This is a genomic window from Faecalicatena contorta (genome assembly GCF_003149105.1).
GTDB classification, from domain to species: domain Bacteria; phylum Bacillota; class Clostridia; order Lachnospirales; family Lachnospiraceae; genus Muricomes; species Muricomes contortus_C.
The window spans coordinates 191,560-213,158 of the sequence record NZ_QGDS01000004.1 but is presented as its reverse complement, the minus strand read 5'-3'; the positions used below and the strand labels follow the sequence as shown (position 1 = coordinate 213,158).

18 protein-coding genes are annotated in these 21,599 nt (G+C 40.9%); 14 read left to right on the top strand and 4 right to left on the bottom strand.

The annotated features are described in order from the left end of the window. Nucleotides 1-346 precede the first annotated feature (346 nt). From A8805_RS08960 to A8805_RS08945, 4 genes are all read left to right on the top strand, one after another. Nucleotides 347-766 carry a sigma-70 family RNA polymerase sigma factor gene (locus tag A8805_RS08960; protein ID WP_109710229.1) on the top strand — a complete coding sequence of 140 codons (420 nt, stop codon included), beginning with the start codon at nucleotides 347-349 and terminating at the stop codon, nucleotides 764-766. A gap of 4 nt (nucleotides 767-770) precedes the next feature. After that, nucleotides 771-1,010: a helix-turn-helix domain-containing protein gene (locus tag A8805_RS08955; protein ID WP_109710227.1), complete on the top strand. Its 240-nt coding sequence runs from the start codon at nucleotides 771-773 to the stop codon at nucleotides 1,008-1,010. Between the two features lie 587 nt (nucleotides 1,011-1,597). Further along, a complete protein-coding gene (locus A8805_RS08950; RefSeq protein WP_109710225.1) occupies nucleotides 1,598-1,807 on the top strand; it encodes a hypothetical protein in 210 nt (69 codons plus the stop codon). Between the two features lie 80 nt (nucleotides 1,808-1,887). Further along, the gene (locus A8805_RS08945) at nucleotides 1,888-3,123 is read left to right on the top strand and encodes a tyrosine-type recombinase/integrase (RefSeq protein WP_109710223.1); all 1,236 of its coding nucleotides are present in this window, start codon (nucleotides 1,888-1,890) and stop codon (nucleotides 3,121-3,123) included. A 488-nt stretch (nucleotides 3,124-3,611) separates the two neighbouring features. Here A8805_RS08945 and A8805_RS08940 read toward each other — a convergent pair whose 3' ends face one another. Both A8805_RS08940 and A8805_RS08935 read right to left on the bottom strand, forming a co-directional pair. Beyond that, on the bottom strand, nucleotides 3,612-3,896 hold the full coding sequence (locus A8805_RS08940) for a hypothetical protein (protein WP_109710221.1): 285 nt from the start codon (nucleotides 3,894-3,896) through the stop codon (nucleotides 3,612-3,614). A gap of 98 nt (nucleotides 3,897-3,994) precedes the next feature. Then, on the bottom strand, nucleotides 3,995-4,657 hold the full coding sequence (locus A8805_RS08935; RefSeq protein WP_109710218.1) for a TetR/AcrR family transcriptional regulator: 663 nt from the start codon (nucleotides 4,655-4,657) through the stop codon (nucleotides 3,995-3,997). A gap of 568 nt (nucleotides 4,658-5,225) precedes the next feature. On the opposite strand from A8805_RS08935, the gene A8805_RS08925 reads away from it, so the two are divergent. The 7 genes from A8805_RS08925 to pcp all read left to right on the top strand — a co-directional run bounded on the left by A8805_RS08925 (nucleotide 5,226) and on the right by pcp (nucleotide 14,863). Next, a complete protein-coding gene (locus A8805_RS08925) occupies nucleotides 5,226-5,891 on the top strand; it encodes a TrkA C-terminal domain-containing protein (RefSeq protein ID WP_109710214.1) in 666 nt (221 codons plus the stop codon). A gap of 376 nt (nucleotides 5,892-6,267) precedes the next feature. Continuing rightward, nucleotides 6,268-7,401 (top strand): ABC transporter ATP-binding protein, encoded by a 1,134-nt coding sequence (locus A8805_RS08920; protein WP_109710212.1) that lies wholly within the window; start codon nucleotides 6,268-6,270, stop codon nucleotides 7,399-7,401. Continuing rightward, nucleotides 7,398-8,960, top strand: a complete 1,563-nt coding sequence (locus A8805_RS08915; RefSeq protein ID WP_109710210.1) for a glycine betaine ABC transporter substrate-binding protein — start codon at nucleotides 7,398-7,400, stop codon at nucleotides 8,958-8,960. The genes A8805_RS08920 and A8805_RS08915 overlap by 4 nt, the downstream gene beginning before the upstream one ends. 259 nt (nucleotides 8,961-9,219) lie before the next feature. After that, a complete protein-coding gene (locus A8805_RS08910) occupies nucleotides 9,220-12,489 on the top strand; it encodes a M14 family metallopeptidase (protein ID WP_109710208.1) in 3,270 nt (1,089 codons plus the stop codon). A 35-nt stretch (nucleotides 12,490-12,524) separates the two neighbouring features. After that, nucleotides 12,525-13,205 carry a DUF969 domain-containing protein gene (locus A8805_RS08905; RefSeq protein WP_109710206.1) on the top strand — a complete coding sequence of 227 codons (681 nt, stop codon included), beginning with the start codon at nucleotides 12,525-12,527 and terminating at the stop codon, nucleotides 13,203-13,205. A 15-nt stretch (nucleotides 13,206-13,220) separates the two neighbouring features. Beyond that, on the top strand, nucleotides 13,221-14,168 hold the full coding sequence (locus A8805_RS08900; RefSeq protein ID WP_109710204.1) for a DUF979 domain-containing protein: 948 nt from the start codon (nucleotides 13,221-13,223) through the stop codon (nucleotides 14,166-14,168). 50 nt (nucleotides 14,169-14,218) lie between these two features. Next, complete coding sequence (gene pcp, locus A8805_RS08895) at nucleotides 14,219-14,863, top strand: pyroglutamyl-peptidase I (RefSeq protein WP_109710202.1); 645 nt, start codon at nucleotides 14,219-14,221, stop codon at nucleotides 14,861-14,863. Between the two features lie 118 nt (nucleotides 14,864-14,981). On the opposite strand, the gene A8805_RS08890 is transcribed toward pcp, so the two are convergent. Beyond that, entirely contained in the window at nucleotides 14,982-16,748 is a 1,767-nt protein-coding gene (locus A8805_RS08890) for a sensor histidine kinase (protein ID WP_109710200.1), read from the bottom strand. Beyond that, the gene (locus tag A8805_RS08885; RefSeq protein ID WP_181392783.1) at nucleotides 16,748-18,271 is read right to left on the bottom strand and encodes a response regulator transcription factor; all 1,524 of its coding nucleotides are present in this window, start codon (nucleotides 18,269-18,271) and stop codon (nucleotides 16,748-16,750) included. Before A8805_RS08885 ends, A8805_RS08890 begins: the two co-directional genes overlap by 1 nt. A gap of 267 nt (nucleotides 18,272-18,538) precedes the next feature. Between A8805_RS08885 and A8805_RS08880 the strand changes: the two genes are divergently transcribed. From A8805_RS08880 to A8805_RS08870, 3 genes are read left to right on the top strand one after another with little or no spacing between them, the layout of a single operon-like run. Then, nucleotides 18,539-19,840: an ABC transporter substrate-binding protein gene (locus A8805_RS08880; protein ID WP_109710195.1), complete on the top strand. Its 1,302-nt coding sequence runs from the start codon at nucleotides 18,539-18,541 to the stop codon at nucleotides 19,838-19,840. 45 nt (nucleotides 19,841-19,885) lie between these two features. Continuing rightward, nucleotides 19,886-20,776: a carbohydrate ABC transporter permease gene (locus A8805_RS08875; protein ID WP_109710193.1), complete on the top strand. Its 891-nt coding sequence runs from the start codon at nucleotides 19,886-19,888 to the stop codon at nucleotides 20,774-20,776. Beyond that, complete coding sequence (locus A8805_RS08870) at nucleotides 20,769-21,596, top strand: carbohydrate ABC transporter permease (protein ID WP_109710191.1); 828 nt, start codon at nucleotides 20,769-20,771, stop codon at nucleotides 21,594-21,596. Before A8805_RS08875 ends, A8805_RS08870 begins: the two co-directional genes overlap by 8 nt. Nucleotides 21,597-21,599 lie beyond the last annotated feature (3 nt).

The window sequence follows — 21,599 nt, the reverse complement described above, 5'->3', positions numbered from 1 at the left end:
TTGGCTAATGACTCAGTGTATTTTAAAATTTGAGAATAAAATGTTCAAAGAAAAATTTAATAGTTATAAGCATATTGATACCCGTATGGAAACTTCCCATGCGGGTATTTTTCTGCTTTTTATTCGACAAATTCCGACACAAAGAAATAAACATTCATTTACGCTCACCGCCTTTGCGTTAGAAGTTCATAACAATTAAGCGGAGGGAAGTATGGAAATGAAAAACACAGTTATTACAAAAAAATACAAATACAGACATATCATGTGTCCCCAAATTACTTTTTTACTGTTCTGGTGTGTGAAAGGGATGAGCAACGCCCGCTCTTAACAAGGAGGGGAGAACGGAATGGAAAGTTACAATTCTTTTGAAAAAAGGATATCCGGCCAATTTGATAGTTTTTGTAAAAAGGTACTAAAAAACGAAGTAAGGGACTTTTATGATGAGCTGGAGAGGCAACGAAAACGAGAAAAAAGTCTTTCTGATCTCGCGGATCATGAACACATGCAATTGGCTGATTTTGATGAGTATTTTGCAGATGAGCATATTTTCAAGGTCAAGGGGTTGCCGGTTGTTGTCAGAGGAAATGAATTAGCTGAGGCTCTGAACCACATACCGGAGTGCAAGCGGGATATTATTCTGTTGTCTTATTTTTTAGGAAAGAGTGACAGAGAAATTGCAGAGCAATTACATATGGTCCGAAGAACTGTTTCCAGACAGCGAAATCATACGCTGAAGCAATTACGAAAATACATAGACTGGGGGTGAGTTAATGGAATACAAGAAGATATTGACGTTGCCAGGAGATACCATCATAGCAGCAACACGCGGTGATATTACGGCAGTAAACGCTGTGATCCAATACTACAGAAAATACATTGCCGTACTGGCGACAAGGAAACTCTACGATGACTATGGTGGAACCTATCTATATGTGGACGAAGAGCTGTGTAGTCGGCTGGAAAACAAGTTAATTTCCAAAGTTCTGGAGTTCAAGATTTTAACAAGTTAATCGTGTTATATAAGGCAGACGGATACATATAAAGGCAATACAGATTGCCTGCTATCCGCTCTGACCTTTGTCAGTCAATGAAAGTATGTTTGCAGAAAACATCCTTTCATGGGCTGATAAAGAGCCCACAATGAAAACTAAATAGCCAGTATACACAGGTACATAATCCAAAACACATAAGTGATGTAAACCCATCAGCTTCGCCATGAAATACCTGTCCGAACAGGATGAAAGCTAGGGATCGTAATAGAAGACGCGAAAGGTATGATAGCGGCAGTTTACATGAGCAATCGATAGCAGATTGTTTGAAATGAGGAGGATAATGATACTTCTATCGGCGAGGAGCCGCTAGTCTGGGGTAGCGCCTGGAATTGGTCTGCTGTAAGGAAAGGGTTTCGGCAGGACAATATGATGATGCTTTAGTCAGCCTGGTATACTCCCATGGCAAGGGGATGGGATAAATATAACGGCGGTCGGCTAACGTTAGCCGGCCAGCTTTGCCAATTTCTAATATTAGAGTTATGCAGTAAGCTTCTTACTATATAGCTGTGATATTAACATTTAATATCAATAAATGAAGAGAAGGGGTGAAAACAGTTGTGAATGAAACAATAAAAAAAGAGGTAAGTAATTCTGCATTGACCATGACAATGGATGATTTTATTGGCTACATTGGAGCTGGGAAACACACTGCAAATAAGATAGTAGAGCAAGCCAAAGCCAAAATTTATATCGGCAGACGAGTCCTGATTAATATGGAGAAGGTGAAGGACTATTTAAATGACATAAGCGAGTAAATAATAATTGACACCAATCAAACATCCTATATAATAAGATTATAGTATTAATCGTTTGGTTGGCGTGCAGGAGGATAAAAATGCAGACAGCTACTAAACGAGTGGACAATAAAGGAAGAAAGTTGCCGGATGGATTTTCGCAAAGGAGTGATGGCAGATATCAAGCAAGATTCACATTCAATGGAAAACGGTTTACGTTATATGACACAAATCTTATAAACTTAAAAACAAAAGTGTTAAAGAAGAAAAATGACTTTAACAGTGGTATTTATGGTGATTTGGAAAATATGAGCCTGAATCAGTGGTTTGAGAAGTGGCTGCAGATCTACAAGAAGGATAAGCTAAAGCCAATCACGTTTCAAAATTATCAGAACTACTGGAAATGGTATATCGCTGATACAATTGGTAGTATGCGAGTGTCTAAGATTAAGAGGGTGCAGATTATTTCATTCTATAATGATCTGCTGCATGGAGAGAATCCTTTGGCTTCCGGCACCGTTGGATATATAAACAATATCCTTTATGGTGTGCTTGAGCAGGCCGTTTATAACGATTTGATTCATAAAAATCCGGCAGAAAATGTGATGAAAGAACTGGTAAAGCCTGCACCGGCGAAACGGGAAGCTCTTAGTCCGGTGGAGCAAGGATTGTTTCTGGATTACATAGATGGACATAAATTCTTTGACAGGTATAAGCCGATGTTTACCATCGCTTTCGGAACAGGACTGCGGGTTGGGGAACTGACAGCACTGACCTGGGAGGACATCGACTTTGAGAATGAAATAATTGATGTCAACAAGACGTTGCACAGTACACGGTTTATCACCGAAGATGGGCATCGTTACCTGATTAACTCACCAAAGACGAGAAATGCGATTCGTATAGTACCGATGCTGGGTGTGGTGAAACAGGCATTGAAACAACAGAAAGCATATCAGGAGTCGCTATGTGTTCAATGCAATGTCAAAGTGAATGGACATTCCAATTTTGTCTTTACAACCCAGAATGGCAAGCCCTACACAGCAGATTTGGTAAATATTGAGTTGGGAAGGATCATGAAGGTGCAAAACAGGGAAGAAAAAGAAGCTGCCGAACAGGAAAATCGAGAACCGGTATATCTGAAATACTTTTCTTCACATGTCATGCGCCATTCCTTTGCCAGTAGGTGCTATGAAGCCGGAATGGATGTGAAAGCAGTCCAGAAGATTATGGGTCATGCCCGAATTGACACCACGATGGACATCTATACACACTGTAGTGATGAGATCGCCAAGCGAGAAATGAAATTGCTGGAAAGTGTTCAAAAAGTCAAATAAATAGAGTCATCGGCAACTGTCAAGGAATACTTGACAGTTTAAATAGAAGTAGCGGAAAGAGCTTTTGAAGTATATTCGTAATATTTGCGCCAGTAAAATTCAGCTATTTTTATTTTGGAAACTACTTCATTAACTAAAGATGAAAATATAAGAAAGGGTAGCCATCTCCTGAAAGGGATGCTATAATGTAAGAGAAAAAAGCAGGGAAATTTGTACACCACTTTTTACACCAATTTGTACACCAATAATGTCAGAGAAGACGAAGCAAGACGGCATTAGACGGAATATCAAAATTGTGCAAAGGCTGTAAAAGCGGGCGTTACGGCATAAGACGGCATTAGATGAAAGTCATATATGATATTTCGCTTTAATGCCATACGTTCAAGATTAATTAGTAAGATTTCAAGCCGTCACTTTTGTGACGGCTTTATTCTATCGGATTCTCCGGTGCTAAAGTAATTCTATGCTATTAGCAAATTCCAATATTATTAAAGTTGATTCAAAACTTCTTTTACTTCATTAGTGGCCTTTATTGTTCCGCGTACTTTGACACTTTCAATGGTTTCTTTTGCCAGTTCAGGTGTAATATCATCTGAAAATGTTAATGTGCCAACCATCCTAATTTTGGCTTTATTATTTGACGCTTTTAACTTTTCTAAATCTCGGCGGGTAATTGTCGCAATGCCAACATATTTGGCATCGTTTGATTTGCCCAAAATATCCCCATTGAATTCTTCCAGAAGGTCATCCAATCCAATAATGCGTTCTTCCATTACATAATTCCTCCTAATTCGATTGTTTATTTTAAAATGGCTAAGCCTATACATTCTGTATGTATAAGGCGTAAAATCCCTGTTCTGTAACTACGGGCTTATTTTTTATTTACTTCAACAACCATACCTTGTTCTGTTATAGCGACTTGCGAAGTTAATTTTTTATCGAGAACCGGCAACCCCAAAAAATCAACAATATCCTTTGCCATATTAAATCTTTGCCACGCCTCTTCTTCGCTTGCCTGCGGGTATATTGTCGGCATCATCCAAACATTACAAATCAATAAAAACAATTCCGCTGTTAATTTTGGGTACCTTGCTTTGATTGAGCCATCGTTTATACCTTCTTCAATCAGTTCAGCGTATTTTGACGTTAAAAAGGTTCGCTGTTTTTCCATGTATACCTTAAAAGCTGTCGGGCTGCTTTCAATCAATGGAAGTATTTGAAGTTGAAGTACAGCATATTCTTCGCTCTCGTTTAATATTTGCAAGGTCAGTTTTATTTTTTCTAAACCATTTATGTCGGTGCGGCCTTTGAGTTTTTCAAAAGGTTCTATATCATTAAATAATTTATCAGTCAGCGCAAAAAAAACTTCTTCCTTTGTTTTGAAATGATGATAAAAGGCTCCTCGTGTCAGGCCGCCCATTTCACCCACTATATCAAGAATTGTTGTTTGCTCATAGCCCTTTTCAATAAACAATTTTAATGCAGCGTCAAGTATTATCTGCTCTGTTTCTTCAGGATATTTGTTTCGTGACAAGTTATTCACCTCCTTACATACATTATGTATGTAAGGAGAATAACATACACTGTGTATGTTTGTCAAGAGAGCTTTGAAGTCTTTTGCTTAGAGGAGGGCAATATTCTGGTATACAAAACATATGTTTTGAAGTATAATAAAAGCATATTCAATTATAGATGCCCCAAGCCGCACATAAACTTATGACAGGTTTGCTTAAAGAAATACGTGAACTATCATATTATCCATATCGTCATTCTGCAGAAAAATCCAACTGGCGATATGAAAATACGGGCGTGCGTAAGCTTAATTATAAGAATTATAAAATCTACTGCTGTGTAGAGGAAGAGAAATTGCAGGTTAATGTTATGCGAATATTACATGCACTGAAGGCAACAAAAAGCTTCATTAAACAGTAGAACAGTGCCGTTGCTTTTAGCAGTGACGAGAGTCGTATTGCACTAACGCCATACGTTCAGGATTAATTAATAATTTATTAAAAGGGCTGATTTTCGGGGGTGTTCCGGGGATTCAGCTTTTTGTATAATAGGAACCTGCGTTATTTTAATTAGTAAGGAGAAATTGTAATATGGAAAAAAGCAATACAGCAAAAACAGTCGTATTGCCTGTTTATCAAAGAATCGCTGCTGATATAGCGGCTAAAATTGTAGAAAAAAAGTATGTTGTAGGAGAAAAGATTTACTCCCGGTCTTCGATTGCCAGTCAATATTCTGTGTCAGCTGAAACAGCCCGCAGAGCAATCTGTATTTTATCTGACTTAGAGATTGTGTCAACTACAAAGGGAAGCGGGGTTACGATTTTATCTTATGAAAAGGCTGCCCAGTTTCTTCAGAGGTTTCATAACACGCAGACTATCAGTAATTTGAAGAAAGAGCTATTGGAACGTATTTCTGAACAAAAGAAGGAATTAGATGCTTTAGGGGAACAGGTAGTTTCTCTTGTAGAAAAGTCAGAACGTTTTCAGGAGATTCACCCGTTCACTCCCTTTGAAATTAAAGTACCTGAAGGTAAGGATTGTATTGGAAAGACACTGAGTAACCTGAATTTTTGGCAAAGTACGGCAGCAACTGTTATTGCAATCCAAAGGGAAGAAACACTGTTAATTTCACCGGGTCCATATGTGAGTTTGAGTGAAGGGGATTTACTTTATTTTATTGGTGATGAAACTTCTTTTGAGCGGGTTCAGGATTTTCTTCTCACATATAAAGCCACTCACGAAGCAACATTTGAATGAAATTATTGAAAAGATTAAGAGTACCGGTTTGTCAGGAACCTGTACTCTTTTTTATATACCAGGAAACTGCGCGTTTCCTGGTATATAAAAATCCTCCGGGGGATTGCACTGTGGCGTCAAGGAAGATGATGCTACCGCAACTTGCCGCAGGCGAAGAATCTCGCAAGCAAGATTCTTTTTTGTCAACTATATTCAATTTTGAATATCCTTCAATTTAACGATTATAATAAAATTTGATTGCTAATATAAGCATGTGAGCAGAATCTGTATAAGAGAACTGCCGCTTGTGCATACGTTTCTAAGAAAGGTGTCAACTTGACAAAGTAACAACTTTAATATAAAATATGAGTTGTTACTTTGTTGGGGAGGTGAAAGTATGATTCAATTTGAAAGTATTACAAAGACCTATAAAACGAAGCAAGTTCTTTCCGATATCAGCCTTAAGATTGATAAGGGAAGCCTTGTGGCAATTATTGGAGAAAGCGGCTGCGGCAAGACAACATTATTAAAGATGATTAACCGTCTTGTAAAGATTACCACAGGTACTATACGCATAGAGGGAAAAGATATTCAGGAAATGGACGAGGTTGCCCTGAGAAGAAATATTGGATATGTTATCCAGCAAACTGGTTTATTTCCACATATGACGGTAAGGGAGAATATAGAATTAATTCCGAAGCTGCAAAAAATCAAACCTATTGAGCTGGCTAAGAACACAAGCCGTCTGATGCAGATGGTGGGGCTTGACTGTGAAGAATTTTTAGACCGTTACCCTACAGAACTAAGCGGAGGTCAGCAGCAGCGTGTGGGTGTTGCCCGTTCCTTTGCTACAGATCCGGACATTATCCTGATGGATGAACCATTTTCTGCATTGGACCCGATTACCCGTTCGGATTTACAGGATGAGCTGATGGAGCTGCAGTCTAAGTTAAAAAAGACAATTGTCTTTGTTACCCATGATATGGATGAGGCAGTAAAAATTGCGGATAAGATATGTATCATGCGGGATGGAAAAGTGCTGCAATATGATACACCTGAGAACATTCTGAAGAATCCTCAGGATGAGTTTGTTTCTAATTTTGTTGGTAAAAACAGAATCTGGTCTTCTCCAGAGTATATAAAGGTTTCAGATATTATGATTGACCGGCCTGTCACAGCAGCAAAAAATCTTTCAATTATGAAATGTATTGACAGAATGCGGCAGAAGAAGGTAGATAGCTTACTTATTGTAGAACCGGAAACTCAGACGTTTCTTGGGATTGTTAAAGCAAGCAGTTTGAGAGGTGTTGAAGATAAGGCCCAGACTGCGGAAAACTTTATGAACTCTGATGTCTTAACACTTCATCCTGATCAAACCATGCTGGATGCATTGAAGCTTGCCACGGATGATAATTTCTCTACTATCCCTGTTACTGATAGCAACCGCCGTCTTGTGGGCCTGATTACCAGAAGTAGTCTGGTAACAGCACTTAGCCAGCAATATATTGACAGTGAGGAGGGTGAGAAATGAAATATATCGAATACATGATTGGAAATTACCCCCAAATCCTATCGTTAGTGGTTGAGCATATCAGGCTGACGGCCTTTTCTGTAGGCTTAGCCATACTGATTGGGGTACCGCTTGGAATTATCATTTCTTATGCGAAGAAAATGAGCAGGCCGGTACTGGGAGTGGCAAATATTATACAGGCTGTACCAAGTATGGCTCTGCTTGGTTTTATGATTCCTTTCTTGGGAATTGGTATGGTGCCTGCGGTTGCCGCAGTTGTAATGTATTCCCTGCTTCCTATTATAAAAAACACCTATACCGGAGTTGAAAATATAAATCCGGAGACGCTTGAAGCAGCGAAAGGAATTGGGTTAACGCCCGCCCAGGTATTGGCTAAGGTGCAGATTCCTCTGGCACTTCCGGTTATTATGACGGGTGTAAGAGTTGCTTCGGTAACTGCCGTGGGTCTTATGACTATGGCTGCATTCATAGGAGCCGGAGGCTTAGGATTTCTGGTGTTTTCCGGTATCCGTTCCGTTAACAATTATCAAATTATAGCGGGTGCTGTTCCTGCCTGTCTGTTAGCGTTGTTTGTGGATTTCTTGTTTGGAGCAGTAGAAAAACTTGTAACTCCTGTCAGTCTGCAAAAAGGCAGCAATATGAGAAAAAAGCGACAGAGGAACATACAGAAGGCAATTTTAGGAGTTACAGCAGCAGGTATTGCAGCTGCCATGATTTTCACTGCATTCAGTAACTCATCCCGCGGAGACCAAACCATTACAATTGGTGGGAAGGACTTTACGGAGCAGGGTATAGTGGGAAATATGCTGGCTGATATGATTGAAGAGAATACGGAGATACGGGTAAACAGACAGCTTGATTTAGGCGGAACACAGATTTGTTTTGAGGCAATTAAGACCGGCGATATTGACATGTATGTTGAATATAGCGGAACTGCGTATAGTGATACACTGTCACATCCGCCAATCAGTGATATGGAAGAGGTATATGAGACAGTTAAAAAAGAACTAAAAGAACAATTTGACATTGAGGTTCTTAAGCAAATGCAGTTTAATAACACCTTTGTTATGGCTGTCACACAGGAGACAGCAGACATGTATGGCCTTGAAACCATCAGTGATTTGCGCAGCGCTGCGGCCCAGATGAAAACAGGTATGACATTTGAATTTACAAACAGAGATGACGGTCTGGCAGGACTGCAGGAAACGTATGGGTTCCAGTTTGGTGATGGTGTTACTCTGGATGCTGCACCCAGGTATACTGCACTAGTGAATAAGGAAGTTGATATTATTGATGCATACGCAACAGATGGACTTATCAAAAAGTTTTCTTTAAAAGTTCTGGAAGATGATAAACAATACTTCCCGCCTTATTATGCTATGCCGATTATACGCGCGGATGCTTTAGAAAAGTATCCTGAGATTGCACCATTGATGGAACAGTTGGGTGAATATCTCACGGATGAGGTGATGGTGGAGCTTAATTATCAGGTTGATGAATTACAGCGTACTCCGAAAGAGGTTGCCAGGGAATTCCTGCAAAGCAAAGGGTTAATATAGTAATTCAACGCATAAAAGTGCTGTAAAGCGACTATAAACATAGTCGCTTTACAGCACTTTTTTGATTATAGATAAAAAATAGAAAATGGTTGTATTTTGAAAATATAAGTAGAAAATTGGGTTATTTTTTATAAAATATTTACATACTTTATAAAAAGTTTTTAAAATTATTGACATTTTTATAAAAAGTTAATAATATGAAGAAAATATATGCTTGAAAAAGCATGTTTTGTTCTTTGTTCCGAAAGGAGATGATGATATGGAACGTAACAAGAACAATATGCTGCATCTCCGGGAAGATTTGACGTGGAAGGAGAAGCAGATAGCCGTTGAGATGGCAAGAATGCTGGGGTTTCAGAGCGAATCGGCAGTTTTTCCTGTTGTGTCAAGGGGGTCGGGAGAAGAGATTCCCGCAGAATGGAATGCTTTGAATCACTACAAGGTTAAGGAGGCTTCAGGGGAGGTGCCTGAGGATTATGCAGCTGCCTCGGACTCAGCCATGCCGGTGCCTGATTTTGACTGGCGCTGCAAAAAGGGGCTTGAGACTCTATTTGAAACAGGTCATATTCTAAAGGATGAAAACTTGGATTTTCTTCCGGATAAGATGGATGTGCATTTTGTGATGTCAGAAGATGCAGATTTATCTGTACTTGCAGCGGCTTGTACATTTGCATTCCGTATGGGAATGGAAACCACCGCTTATGAAGGATTTCTGCTTGAAAACAGGGAATGTAGAGGGAATGCTATTGTATTTAAACAAGCAGATGAGTGTTACATAAAGTTTGAGGAAAAAGAAGGTGGAATCCGCATTGTTGTTGGAGGCTCAGGGGAAGAATTAGAAGCATTTGCAGCAGACTTCTGTGGATATTTTCCTATGCAGGGACCCTTTGACACATGGACGGACTACCTCCAGGAAATGACAGACAGCATGTCTATGGGAAATTTAGACGGACAGCTTGCCTATGCAAAAGCATTTGCCGGACCTGGGGCGGAGGTTTATGTATCTCCTGATATAGAAAGCAGGCGGGGGGAGGTAAAAGAGGAATTTCCTGATATTGATTTTATCAATTATAAGAGCACCCAAAAGGTGTATGAGAAAGAGTACGACATTAAGTGGGAAGTAGATGATCTCCAAGATATGCTGGAAACCTCAGTTTATCCAAAACTGAAACCGGGAGATAAGGTCGAGGTATATGCGGCACTCAGTGAAGAGAAGAAAGAACGCAGGAAAGCAGCAGATCAGATAGAGGGGAAAATTGCGGGAGCAGGTGCCAGTACAGAAAAAATTTCTGTCCTGTGTGCATATAAACAGGGGTATTCCTGGCTGGAAGAGGAGGTTGTTCCATTTTTGCTTCAAAACGGCAGGACAGACAGACTTGAGATTGGGTTTAAGCCATTTTTACCCCAGGGAGTGACGGACTGGGCTGATGAAGACGGGGCAACCCCTTCTTACAACAATTTAGGAGGAAATCCTGACCAGTGGTACGACCTGCCTATCCGGTATTTGCAGGAATTATACCCGGCAAAGGATATGCTGGCGGATGGTCTCGGAATTCAGAGAGAGAATATCATCTTTTATGCTTATGAAGGCGCAGAGGAACTGACATATGAACTAAAAGCTTTTGATAAGGATGGAAATAATATTTATGAAAATACCTGCCAGGCGGTCTGCCATGAGCGCCCTTACCTTGATGACTATCCACAGATGGGAAAGGTCCATCCTTCAACTGGTTATTTGAAAGTGCTGGTGAATGGGAATCTATTATATGAAAACCGTGTGGAAACAGATGTGGAGCGTATATGGTCCATTTATCAGAGGGAAGTACTTTCCGATTGCAGAGCTTACATAGAGGAAAAAACCGGTGGTTTGATAACACTGGAAGGACAGCCGTTTTTCTCAAACCTGAAAATTGAAGTTGAGGCAAGTGAACCGGACTTCCGCCTGCCGTCAAGAGAGGACTTGTTTACCACTCTAGACGGACTGCATGAGGATATGTATTTTGCAGGGGCAGATTACTTTAAAAACCTGGGAATGGAAAAAGCCGGAGTTATGCTGGATGCTCCGGGCCTGATTCTTCCAGTTGTCAGGAAGAAAAACGGAAAGCCCCGTATGAAGGTCACGTTGTACACGCAGAAGGCTCAGGAGCCATTTATCAGCAGCGGAAGTGAACGTATCCTGGCGAGAGGCTCAAGACAGACTATACAAATCTGGATGGAAGCAGTAGAAGAGACAAAAGAGGGAAGAGGCGCTGTAATCCGAATAGAAGGTGCTGATGAAAAGGTGGTTGCAGCATATGCGGAGCTTCTCAAAAAGGGACTTTTGGATATAGGGAAGAAACTGCATGGTATGGATTACCTAAAGCTGGCAGCAGGAACTGACAGCTGCACGGTTCCTGTAAGCCGGGCAGGCGATACGGAAAAAACATTGCATATTTCCGATATAGATTTATCGGAAAATGAATTGATTGGTTACAGAAAATATATAGAGATTATCGGCCAATTAAAGCATGTCCCCGGATTGAGAGTGTATCGGACAGCGGTTTCTTATACAGGGAGAGAAATTTATGCGGTGGAAATCCTGCCGGAGTACAAAGGGTATATGTCGAGGACAAAGCGGATTACCCGGTATCCATCCGAAATAGTGAATTCACGTCATCATGCCAATGAAGTATCCAGTACAAATGCTGCATTTATGCTGATAAAGACTTTGCTGACAGATGAGGCATACAAAGAGATACCGGAAAAGCTGAATCTTGTCATTGTTCCTATGGAAAATGTGGACGGAGCAGCAATTCATTATAAGCTGCAAAAAGATAATCCTAATTGGAAGCTGCATGTTGCCAGATTCAATGCCATAGGCAAGGAGTTTTATTATGAGCATTTTAAACCGGTCACAATCCACACGGAGGCGATAGGACTGACCCGGCTCTTTCGAAAATTCCTGCCGGACATTATCGTAGATAATCACGGCGTGCCAAGCCATGAATGGGAACAGCAGTTTTCAGGTTATACATCCCCATCTTATAAAGGTTTCTGGCTCCCCCGTTCTTTACTGTACGGATATTTCTGGACGGTTACGGATGAAACATATAAGAGCAACTACGCGGTTAACAAAAAGATGGAAGACGTTATAGCGGACAGTATAGCTAAGGACGAAGAAATTACACGCTGGAATAAGGAGTGGGCAAGGCAGTTTGAAAAGTTTGCCCACGGCTGGATGCCCAGACTTTTCCCGGCAAATTATTATAAAGACATGATTAATTACTGGATTCCATTCGCATTTGATCCTGAACACCGGTATCCGTCTGTACGCTTCCCGTGGATAACCACGGTTGCATACACCAGCGAGGTGGCCGATGAGACAGCCCAGGGTGAATATCTGTATCTGTGTGCCAGGGCACATCTGATTCATGATCTGGCTACTCTGGAAATGCTGACAGGAAGCACATGCGTCTATATAGAGAAGTGGAATATTTCAGATGACAACATTGAGGCGGCTCACATCAGGCAGCGCCCGGTTATCGTCTGAAAACAAAAAACATTCATAACTAAAGGAGGTTGCTTATGGAACTATTAAAATTGTTAGGGATACTTATTGTTATTGTGGGCTTCGCGCTGAAGCTGGACTCCATACTCATCATCCTGGCTGCGGCCATTGTGACGGCAATTGTAGGAAATCTTGGAGCAGAGGGACTTCTGGAGACACTGGGAACCAGTTTTGTTGCCAACCGGAGCATGGCTATCTTTATTTTAATCATGCTGGTGACCGGAACATTGGAGAGAAACGGATTGAAAAATGCTGCCGCCGCGCTAATTGGTAAAATAAAAAACGCCTCTTCCGGTGCGGTGATTGGTGCCTATGGGGTTATGCGTGGTATCTTTGCTGCATTTAATGTCAGCTTCGGCGGCGTTGCAGGATTTGTAAGACCTATCATCATGCCAATGGCAAATGGTGCAATTGAAGCAAAAGGAGAAACCCCTAATGAGGAGCATGTGGAGAAGTTAAAGGGAATGGCATCCGGAATGGAAAACATTGCATGGTTCTTCTGTCAGGTGTTATTTGTGGGCGGAGCAGGCGGCTTGCTTGTACAGTCCACATTAGATCCGCTGGGGTATAAGGTAGAGCTGATAGACTTGGCGAAAGTGGAGATACCGGTAGGTATTTTTGCGGTTATCGTAGGAATTGTATATTATTATCTGAAAGACAAGAAACTTCGCAAAAAGCATTATGGAGACGAAAAGTAGAAAGGAGGATATGATATGGCATTTTTTACGGGCTCAGAATTTACATTAGGTGTAAAATTACTGGAAGTTATATATATTGTGATGGGTCTGGTTGCTATTTATACCGGAATTAAAAATGCGATGGATAAGGAAAACCCATCCAGATTAGGGACAGGAGTATTTTGGTGCGTTCTCGGTGTCGTTCTGGCATTTGGGCGCTGGATACCACCTGTCATAGACGGTGTGCTAATTATAATCATGACAATCCCTGCTATCTTAAGAAAAGTAAAAATTGGAAGATCTGATACTCCTACAGAGGAACATGCAAGTAAAATGTTTGAAAAGGTTGGGATGAAAATTTTTGCTCCGGCATTATCTATCGGCGTATTTGCGATTATCTTTGCTATTTTCTTCAAGAACCTGGGTGCGCTGGTTGGAATCGGTGCAGGTATTATCGTCTCTATTATCACGCTTATGGTATTTTCAAAAGAAAATAAACCTGGAGTTTTCCTGAAAGATTCCGAGCGTCTGCTTTCTACAGTAGGACCTTTAAGTATGCTGCCCATGCTGCTTGCCAGCCTGGGAGCCATATTCACACAGGCAGGTGTGGGTGATGTCATTGCAGGTCTTGTAGGAAAGATAATTCCTCAGGGAAATGTGAATGTGGGAATCATAGTATTTGCAATTGGTATGGCTTTATTTACTATGATTATGGGAAATGCATTTGCCGCTATCACGGTTATGACAGTGGGCATCGGCGCACCTTTTGTGCTGAATTATGGTGCGGACCCTGTTGTCATCGGAATGCTTGCCCTGACATGCGGATACTGCGGTACATTATGCACACCTATGGCGGCAAACTTCAATATCGTGCCTGTGGCTATGCTGGATATGAAAGACAGATTTGGTGTTATTAAGAGCCAGGTAGTTCCTGCAGTGATTCTGCTGGCATTCCAGATTGTTTATATGATTATACTGAAGTAGAGCTGCTATGGACTATAGGCTATCGACCAGATACTACAAGGAGGAATAGAATGAAGATATTAATTACAGGATTTGACCCGTTTGGAGGGGCAAGTGTGAACCCTGCATATGAGGCTGTAAAATTACTTCCTGATGAGATTAAAGGAGCCGGCATTATTAAACTGGAAATCCCTACAGTGTTTAAGAAAGAAGGTGAAGTGCTGGAAGCCGGAATTGAGGAGCATAGGCCGGATATTGTCATTTGTGTGGGGCAGGCGGGAGGACGCTCCGGTATTACTGTGGAGAAGGTGGCTATAAACCTGATGGAAGCCAGAATACCCGATAATGAAGGCCAGCAGCCGATGGATGAGCCTGTTTGCAGTGATGGGGAAAATGCCTATTTCGCGAAGCTCCCTATAAAAGCAATGGTTCAGAAAATGCGTGAACAGGGAATTCCTGCAAGAATTTCTTACACTGCCGGAACTTACGTGTGTAATGATGTGATGTACCGCCTGCTTTATATGATTGAAAAGAAATATCACAATATGAGAGGTGGATTTATCCACGTACCTTATTTACCGGAACAGGTAATAGACCTGCCGGACGGGATGCCCAGTATGTCTGCGGAAATGATTGCCCAGGCAATTGAGTGCGGAGTGGAGGCTGCACTGGAGAACGAAGAAGATGTGAAGGCCGTTATGGGAGAAACACATTAGAGGCATAAGATTGGTAAAGTTTTATAAAGTGAAGAGGTAAACTGTACCCTAATAGTTTAACGCAGCTTCTTGTTCTGCGTCTTGCCATCAGGGAACAGTTTACCTCTTTCGCATGTTATTAATGGAGAAAAGAGGAGCCGGTATCATCCGGGTCCTTTACATACGGCACTGCCGGAAAGGTGAAATGGATACAGGTGCCATATCCCGGTTCACTTGTAATGGTGAACTGGTTTTGGCCTGGAAAAAGGATATCCAGCCTCTTTTTAATGTTCATAATACCAATCTTAGTAATAGAAAGGTGTGCAGTATCCTGAGAAAAAAGTGCCTGCAGTTGTTCTGTGGGAATTCCATCGCCATTATCTATCACATCACAAGAAATCATATCACCGGAAAGATATAAAAATACACGGATTGAGCCCTTTTTGGAAATCTGGAAGGCATGGAAAAATGCATTTTCAATTAACGGCTGAAGAAGCAGGTTTGGTATCTGATAGTCCAGACACGAAGCATCAGCGGTAATTTCTGCATGAATAACTCCGCCATAGCGAGGCTGGATAATGGAAATATAATTTTCTGCATTGATAATCTCATCTCTTAAGCTTACCATCATATTTGTCTTTCCCAGAGTACTCCTCAATAAAGAAATCAGAGAATCAATTGTTTTACAGGCATCATTTTGATTATGGATACTGACCATGTGTTTGATACTATCTAATGTATTATACAGAAAATGTGGGTTAATCTGCATTTGAAGCAAATCCAGCTCGTCCTTGTGCTGCTTTTCATAAGCCTTTTCCAGTTCAGCAAGATAAACATTAAGTTTATTCACCATATTATTATAAGCATCTGAAATCATATTCATTTCGGAGGAGCTATGAATAGATATAGGCGAAGGGATGGCACTTGATGCTGCCATATGATTCGCAAGCTGCTTAAGAGGCCTGAGGTTCCAGCGGATAATACAAAATATCATTATAATCAGCAGTACAAGACTGATGAGGATTACCAGAATCATGGATATTGGAGGCGGATAGGACTGAAACAAAACGGAAGTTGTAATATGGCTTATAATGTAAGAGTTATAGGGAATCAGGTAATGTGAAAGGATGATCTCGTCCTGTGAAGTCTGCGCATATGGAGAGCCATTTTCTTGATTTTTCCGTGCCAGCTGCAGAAGCCGTTTGTTTTTTTGCCCTATTTCTGAAGTCACATTACTGGACAGTACTGTTCCGGTATCAGCCAGCAGTACGATATTTGTACTTTTGTTAAGAAAGCTTTGGTAAAATTGACGGAGGCTGCTTTCTTTAATGACAATCATAACACCTCCGTATATTGTTTTAGACGAATTCTGCAGGGCCTGACATCCGATAATGACAGAGCGGTCCCTGGTAGAATACGAAATCCCGGAAGACTGTGAATCATAAGCGATGGTGGAGGTGGAGGCGGATTGCAGAAAAACGGGAAGGGACATTAATTCCCCGGAAGACATGGTAACACCGCCGTTTCCGGAACTGACTGCGATACCGCTTACACCAAAGATAACAATATCATAATCAACAATGGCGGATGGATTGTCGGAAAAAAGCTTACCAAGCTGCTGTCTTCTGGAATACTCATCTGTGGACGTGGAAATAGGCTCCTTCAACACATTTTCCAGATAAGGCTTCTGGCGGATATTGTATGCTACCTTTGCAATATGTTCATGGAGAAGGGAAAGGCTGGTGGAGGTCTGATTCAGGATTTCCAGGTTGGAGTTTATAGCCGTATTTTTGACCTGTTTCAAATACACAGCGGTCATAGTGCCGCCGCATACAGAAAGCAGAATTAAGGTGCTGATGCAGATAGGAATGAGCAGCATAAAAAGAATGGATTTTTGTCTGGGCATCAGGTAACACGTCCTTTCCTGTTTAAATTCCGGTATTGCAGAGGGGGAAGGCCAACTATCTTTTTGAAGATTTTTCCGAAGTAGCTTTGATCGGTATATCCGATTGCTGCGCTGATAGAACTGATACTTTCCTCTGTCTGTACAAGAAAATCTTTTGCATGGCGGATTCGGATATCATTCAGATGTTCACTGAAATGACGGCCTGTATTGGCAGTGATATATGTAGAAAGATAAGAGTAGTTCATGTGCAGGTAATCCGCCAGGTCATAAAGTGTAATCTGTTTTGTGTAATTTTCTTCGAGGAATTTCTGCATATTGGGGATCAGAGATACGGAATCCAAAGAAACATCACCGGATATACAGGATGCAAGTCCTTCATAAGCTGCCTTCAATGCTGCCGCTACGTCATGAAAGGAAAGGGCTAAATCCAGAGCTTTAAAAAAGTGAATTTCAATATGGTTTAAATCTGTTCCGTTTTTGACAAATTTGCGGGCACTTTGAATGGAGATATAAAAAGTATACTCCAGAAATTTTTTGAAGTTCAGAGGATTTGTTTTGGTAGTATTTTTCAGAAGATTTAAGTATTCGGACAGAAAAATAAATGCCCTCTCAAAACGGCAGGAACGGATATACTGCATATATATATCAGAAGCAAAGTCCGGAACCGCTTCGGAGGGCGCAGTCAGCTCTGATTCACAAAAGCAGCGTTTATCCTCAAATAAGATAGAGTATTTTGATAAATCGTGAAGCAGCTCTGCCTTGGACAAGAAAAGAGCAAGATCATCAAAGGGAAGGCTAAGTACACAGCTTGTATGCAAAACAATTTTACTTAACAGGTGTAGAAACTCTTCCGTCTTGGCAGATTCTTGTCTGTCCGGACATCCAATGAGACAGATGCCATGATTCTGAGTGGTGAAAGCACAGCAAAATTCATTGCCCGGCAGCAATGCTTCTAATTTTTCGTGAAAATGATATTCGTCCTTAAAATCAGGAACGGGTGTGGCGACATAGAGAAGCCTGAATGTCCGGGTAGGGAGAAAACGGCTGTGGATATAATCTTGAAGCTCCTGAAACGGCAGAGGGGCATATCCGTCCAGTACCTGTCTGGCAAGAACGGAAAACGATTTTTCGCTTTTTTTCGATGAAGAGGATTCTAAAGAGAGAGAAAAGCGTTCCAGACATTTCAGGAGAGATTCCTTTGTGATACTGCTTTTCAGGAGATAATCAGAAGCACCATATTGAAAAGCGTGCCTGACTTTGCTGAATTCGTCGAAATTACTAAGCATAATCACCGGAGGACTACCCTTTTCACGTGCGTGTCTGACAAATTCAACTCCATCCATGACAGGCATAACAACGTCGCAGAGAATGAAATCTGGCTTATATTTTTCCAGTGCAGCAAGCCCTTCCTGCCCGTTTGATGCCTCACTGATAATAGTATATCCACAGGCTTCCCAATCCAGAAGATACCGCAGGCCCTGGCGGAAGATAAATTCATCGTCAATAATCAGTAGTTTTTTCATGATGCAACAGGAACCCCCCTTCATTCTAAATCCTTTTATCATAATTTTTTTCATTATAGCATAACGAAAAAAAAGAATCGAGGAGCAGTTTTGTAAAGCGAAAAAAATAAGAAAACACCCAAAAATAATCAGAAAAAATTAGAATGTATTGCAAATATCAAAAAAAAGTAATAAAATCCACCAAAAATGTACTATAGAACACGATAGTTTTTATGTAATATGTAAATATAAAACATAGCTATGAAATGATAGAAAAGAGGAGGCATTATGAAAAAGAAGGTAATTTCGGCAATGATAATTATGACAATGATGACCGGGCTTTTGGCAGGATGCGGAAAATCTTCCGGCTCAGAAGCGGATAAGGAATCCGGCGGTAAGAAAAAGGTAACCGTGTGGGCGTGGGACGTAGAATACAATATTCCGGTTATGGAAGAAGCTGCGAAACGCTATGAAGAGAAGCATAGTGATGTGGATATTGAGGTTATGGAATATGCATACGATGATATTACACAGAAAATCAATACAAACTTAAGCTCAGGGATTACAGATGGCCTTCCGGAAATTATTCTGAGTGAGGATGCCAATGTACAGAAATACCTGCAGTCTTATCCGGGTGAATTCTTAGATATGCAGGATAAGGTGGATTTTGATAATTTTGCAGACTATAAAGTACAGGTGCTGTCATTAGACGGGGGAATCTATGGTGTTCCTTTTGATATTGGTACGGAAGGATTCTTCTATAGAAAAGACTATATGGACCAGGCGGGTATAACAGAAGACCAGCTTACAGATATTACATGGAATCAATACATAGAAATCGGAAAGAAAGTCAAAGAGGCAACAGGAAAAGATATGATGACTCTGGACCCCAACTCTATGACGATTATGAGAGACTTTATGCAATCCTCCGGAACATGGTATTTTACGGAAGACGGAAGCGTTAATATTGCGGATAATCCAGTTATAGAGGAGGGCGCAAATATCTACAAATCAATGATGGATAATGGAATCATCAAACTGACCACAGGATGGGGAGAAATGGCCGCCGCATTGAATAATGGCGATGTTGCCTCTATTGTAAGCGGCTGCTGGATTGTACCTACGATTACGGCACAGGAAGAGCAGTCAGGGCTGTGGCGTGTTACACGGATGCCAAGACTGAATGTGGAAGGCGGAACAAATTACGGAAACCGCGGAGGCTCAAACTGGCTTGTTTTAAAGAATTCTGAAAATGCGGAAATCGCTGCGGATTTTCTGAACGAAGTTTTTGCAAATGATGTTGATTTTTATGATACGATTCTGACAGATATCGGGGCAATCGGAGCATATAAGCCGGCGCAGTCTTCAGAAGCATATAGCCAGGGCGTGGAATTCTTTGGCGGAGAAACAATTTGGAAAAACTTTGCAGAGTGGGCACAAAGTGTACCTCCAATCCGCGTAGGTGTATATTCAGATGAAGCTGACACCGTATTAATTTCAGGGATGAGTGAAGTGGTAAATGGAACAAAAGCGGTTCCGGATATGCTGAAAGAGGCAGAAAAGCTGCTTAAACAGCAGATTGACCAGTAAGAAGTAACATTTAGAAATACATAGCAGTAAAATGGAGTGAGAAATATGCAGAAAAAATATAGTGCATCAAAAATCCGTTTTCAACTCAATGGATGGACCTTTGTAGTTCTATCCATTGTACTGTTCTTTTGGCTGACATTCTGGCCTATGGTGAATGCTTTTATCATGTCACTGCAAAAGGGCAAAGGAAGCGTAGTTACTTTTGCGGGGCTGGAAAATTATAAACGGTTATTTGCAGACCCCATGTTTATCAATACAACAAAAAATACAATCCTGTATTTGATTGTACAGGTGCCAATCATGCTTTTACTGGCTTTGGTAATTTCCTCTATGTTGAATAACCCAAGGCTGAAAGGACGGGGGGTTTTCAGAACAGCCATTTTTATTCCATGTGTTACAAGTCTGGTTGCTTATTCACTGCTCTTCAAAAGTATGTTTGCTGTAGATGGAATCGTGAATAAAGCGCTGCTGGGAATTGGAATCATTGACCAGGGAATTCCCTGGCTTTTGCACCCTGTATGGGCCAAAGTTGTCATTATTGCTGCTATTACATGGAGATGGACCGGATATAATATGATATTCTATCTTTCCAGTATGCAGAATATCGACGGAGGGATTTATGAAGCGGCCCAGATTGACGGGGCGGGAGCATTCCAGAAATTTAGATATATTACGATTCCTCTCTTGAAACCGGTCATCCTCCTGACCGCGATTATGTCAACAACAGGTACCCTTCAGATTTTTGATGAGGTGATTAATATTACAAACGGAGGACCGGCAAACAGCACAATGTCCATTTCACAGTACATATATAACTTGTCGTTCAAATATGCACCAGATTTTGGTTATTCTGCTACGGTGTCCTATGCAATCTTCTTTATGGTGGCAGTATTATCTCTGATTCAGATGAAAGTGAGTGGTGATAAGAATGATTAAAAGTAAGAGAAAAAGAAGGATGAATGAAGGGGTGCAATACTTATTCTTATCTGTTATTTCCTTTATATCACTGTTCCCCTTTGTATGGATGCTTATTGGTGCAACAAATAAGAGTATGGATATCACTATGGGCAAGCTGACCTTTGGAAATCAGTTTATGATTAACTTCAGAAATCTCCTGGATTCAGGTGATTTATTGGTTTGTCTGCGAAATTCCGTTATTCTCAGTATTTTTATTACCACCCTCAGTATGCTTGTATGTTCTCTTGCAGGATATGGGTTTGTAGTGTTTCAGAGTAAGACAAAGGAAATCTTTTTTTCGATTATCCTGCTGTCTATGATGGTGCCCACCTCATCTCTTGTTATTCCGATGTTCAAAATGTTCAGTGGCATAGGTATTTTAAATACTAAAATAGGAGTGATTCTTCCGGCAGTGAGCACAGCGTTTCTGATTTTCTTTTTCAGGCAAAATACAAAAAGCTTTCCAATGGAAACAATTCAATCAGCAAGAATTGATGGCCTCAGTGAATTTGGAATCTTTGTCAGGATATTTATGCCAATGATGAAGTCCACATATGCAGCGGCGGCGATTATTACCTTTATGTCAAGCTGGAATAATTACATGTGGCCTTTGATTTCTTTACAGACAAAGGATCAGAGAACACTGCCTCTTTTGATTAGTTCACTGGGTACAGCATATACACCGGATTACGGTATGATTATGGTAGGAATCATTATTACCACAATACCATCTGCACTTATTTTCTTTGTTATGCAGAAAAACTTTGTAAATAGTATGATGGGAGCAGTCAAATCATAAGAG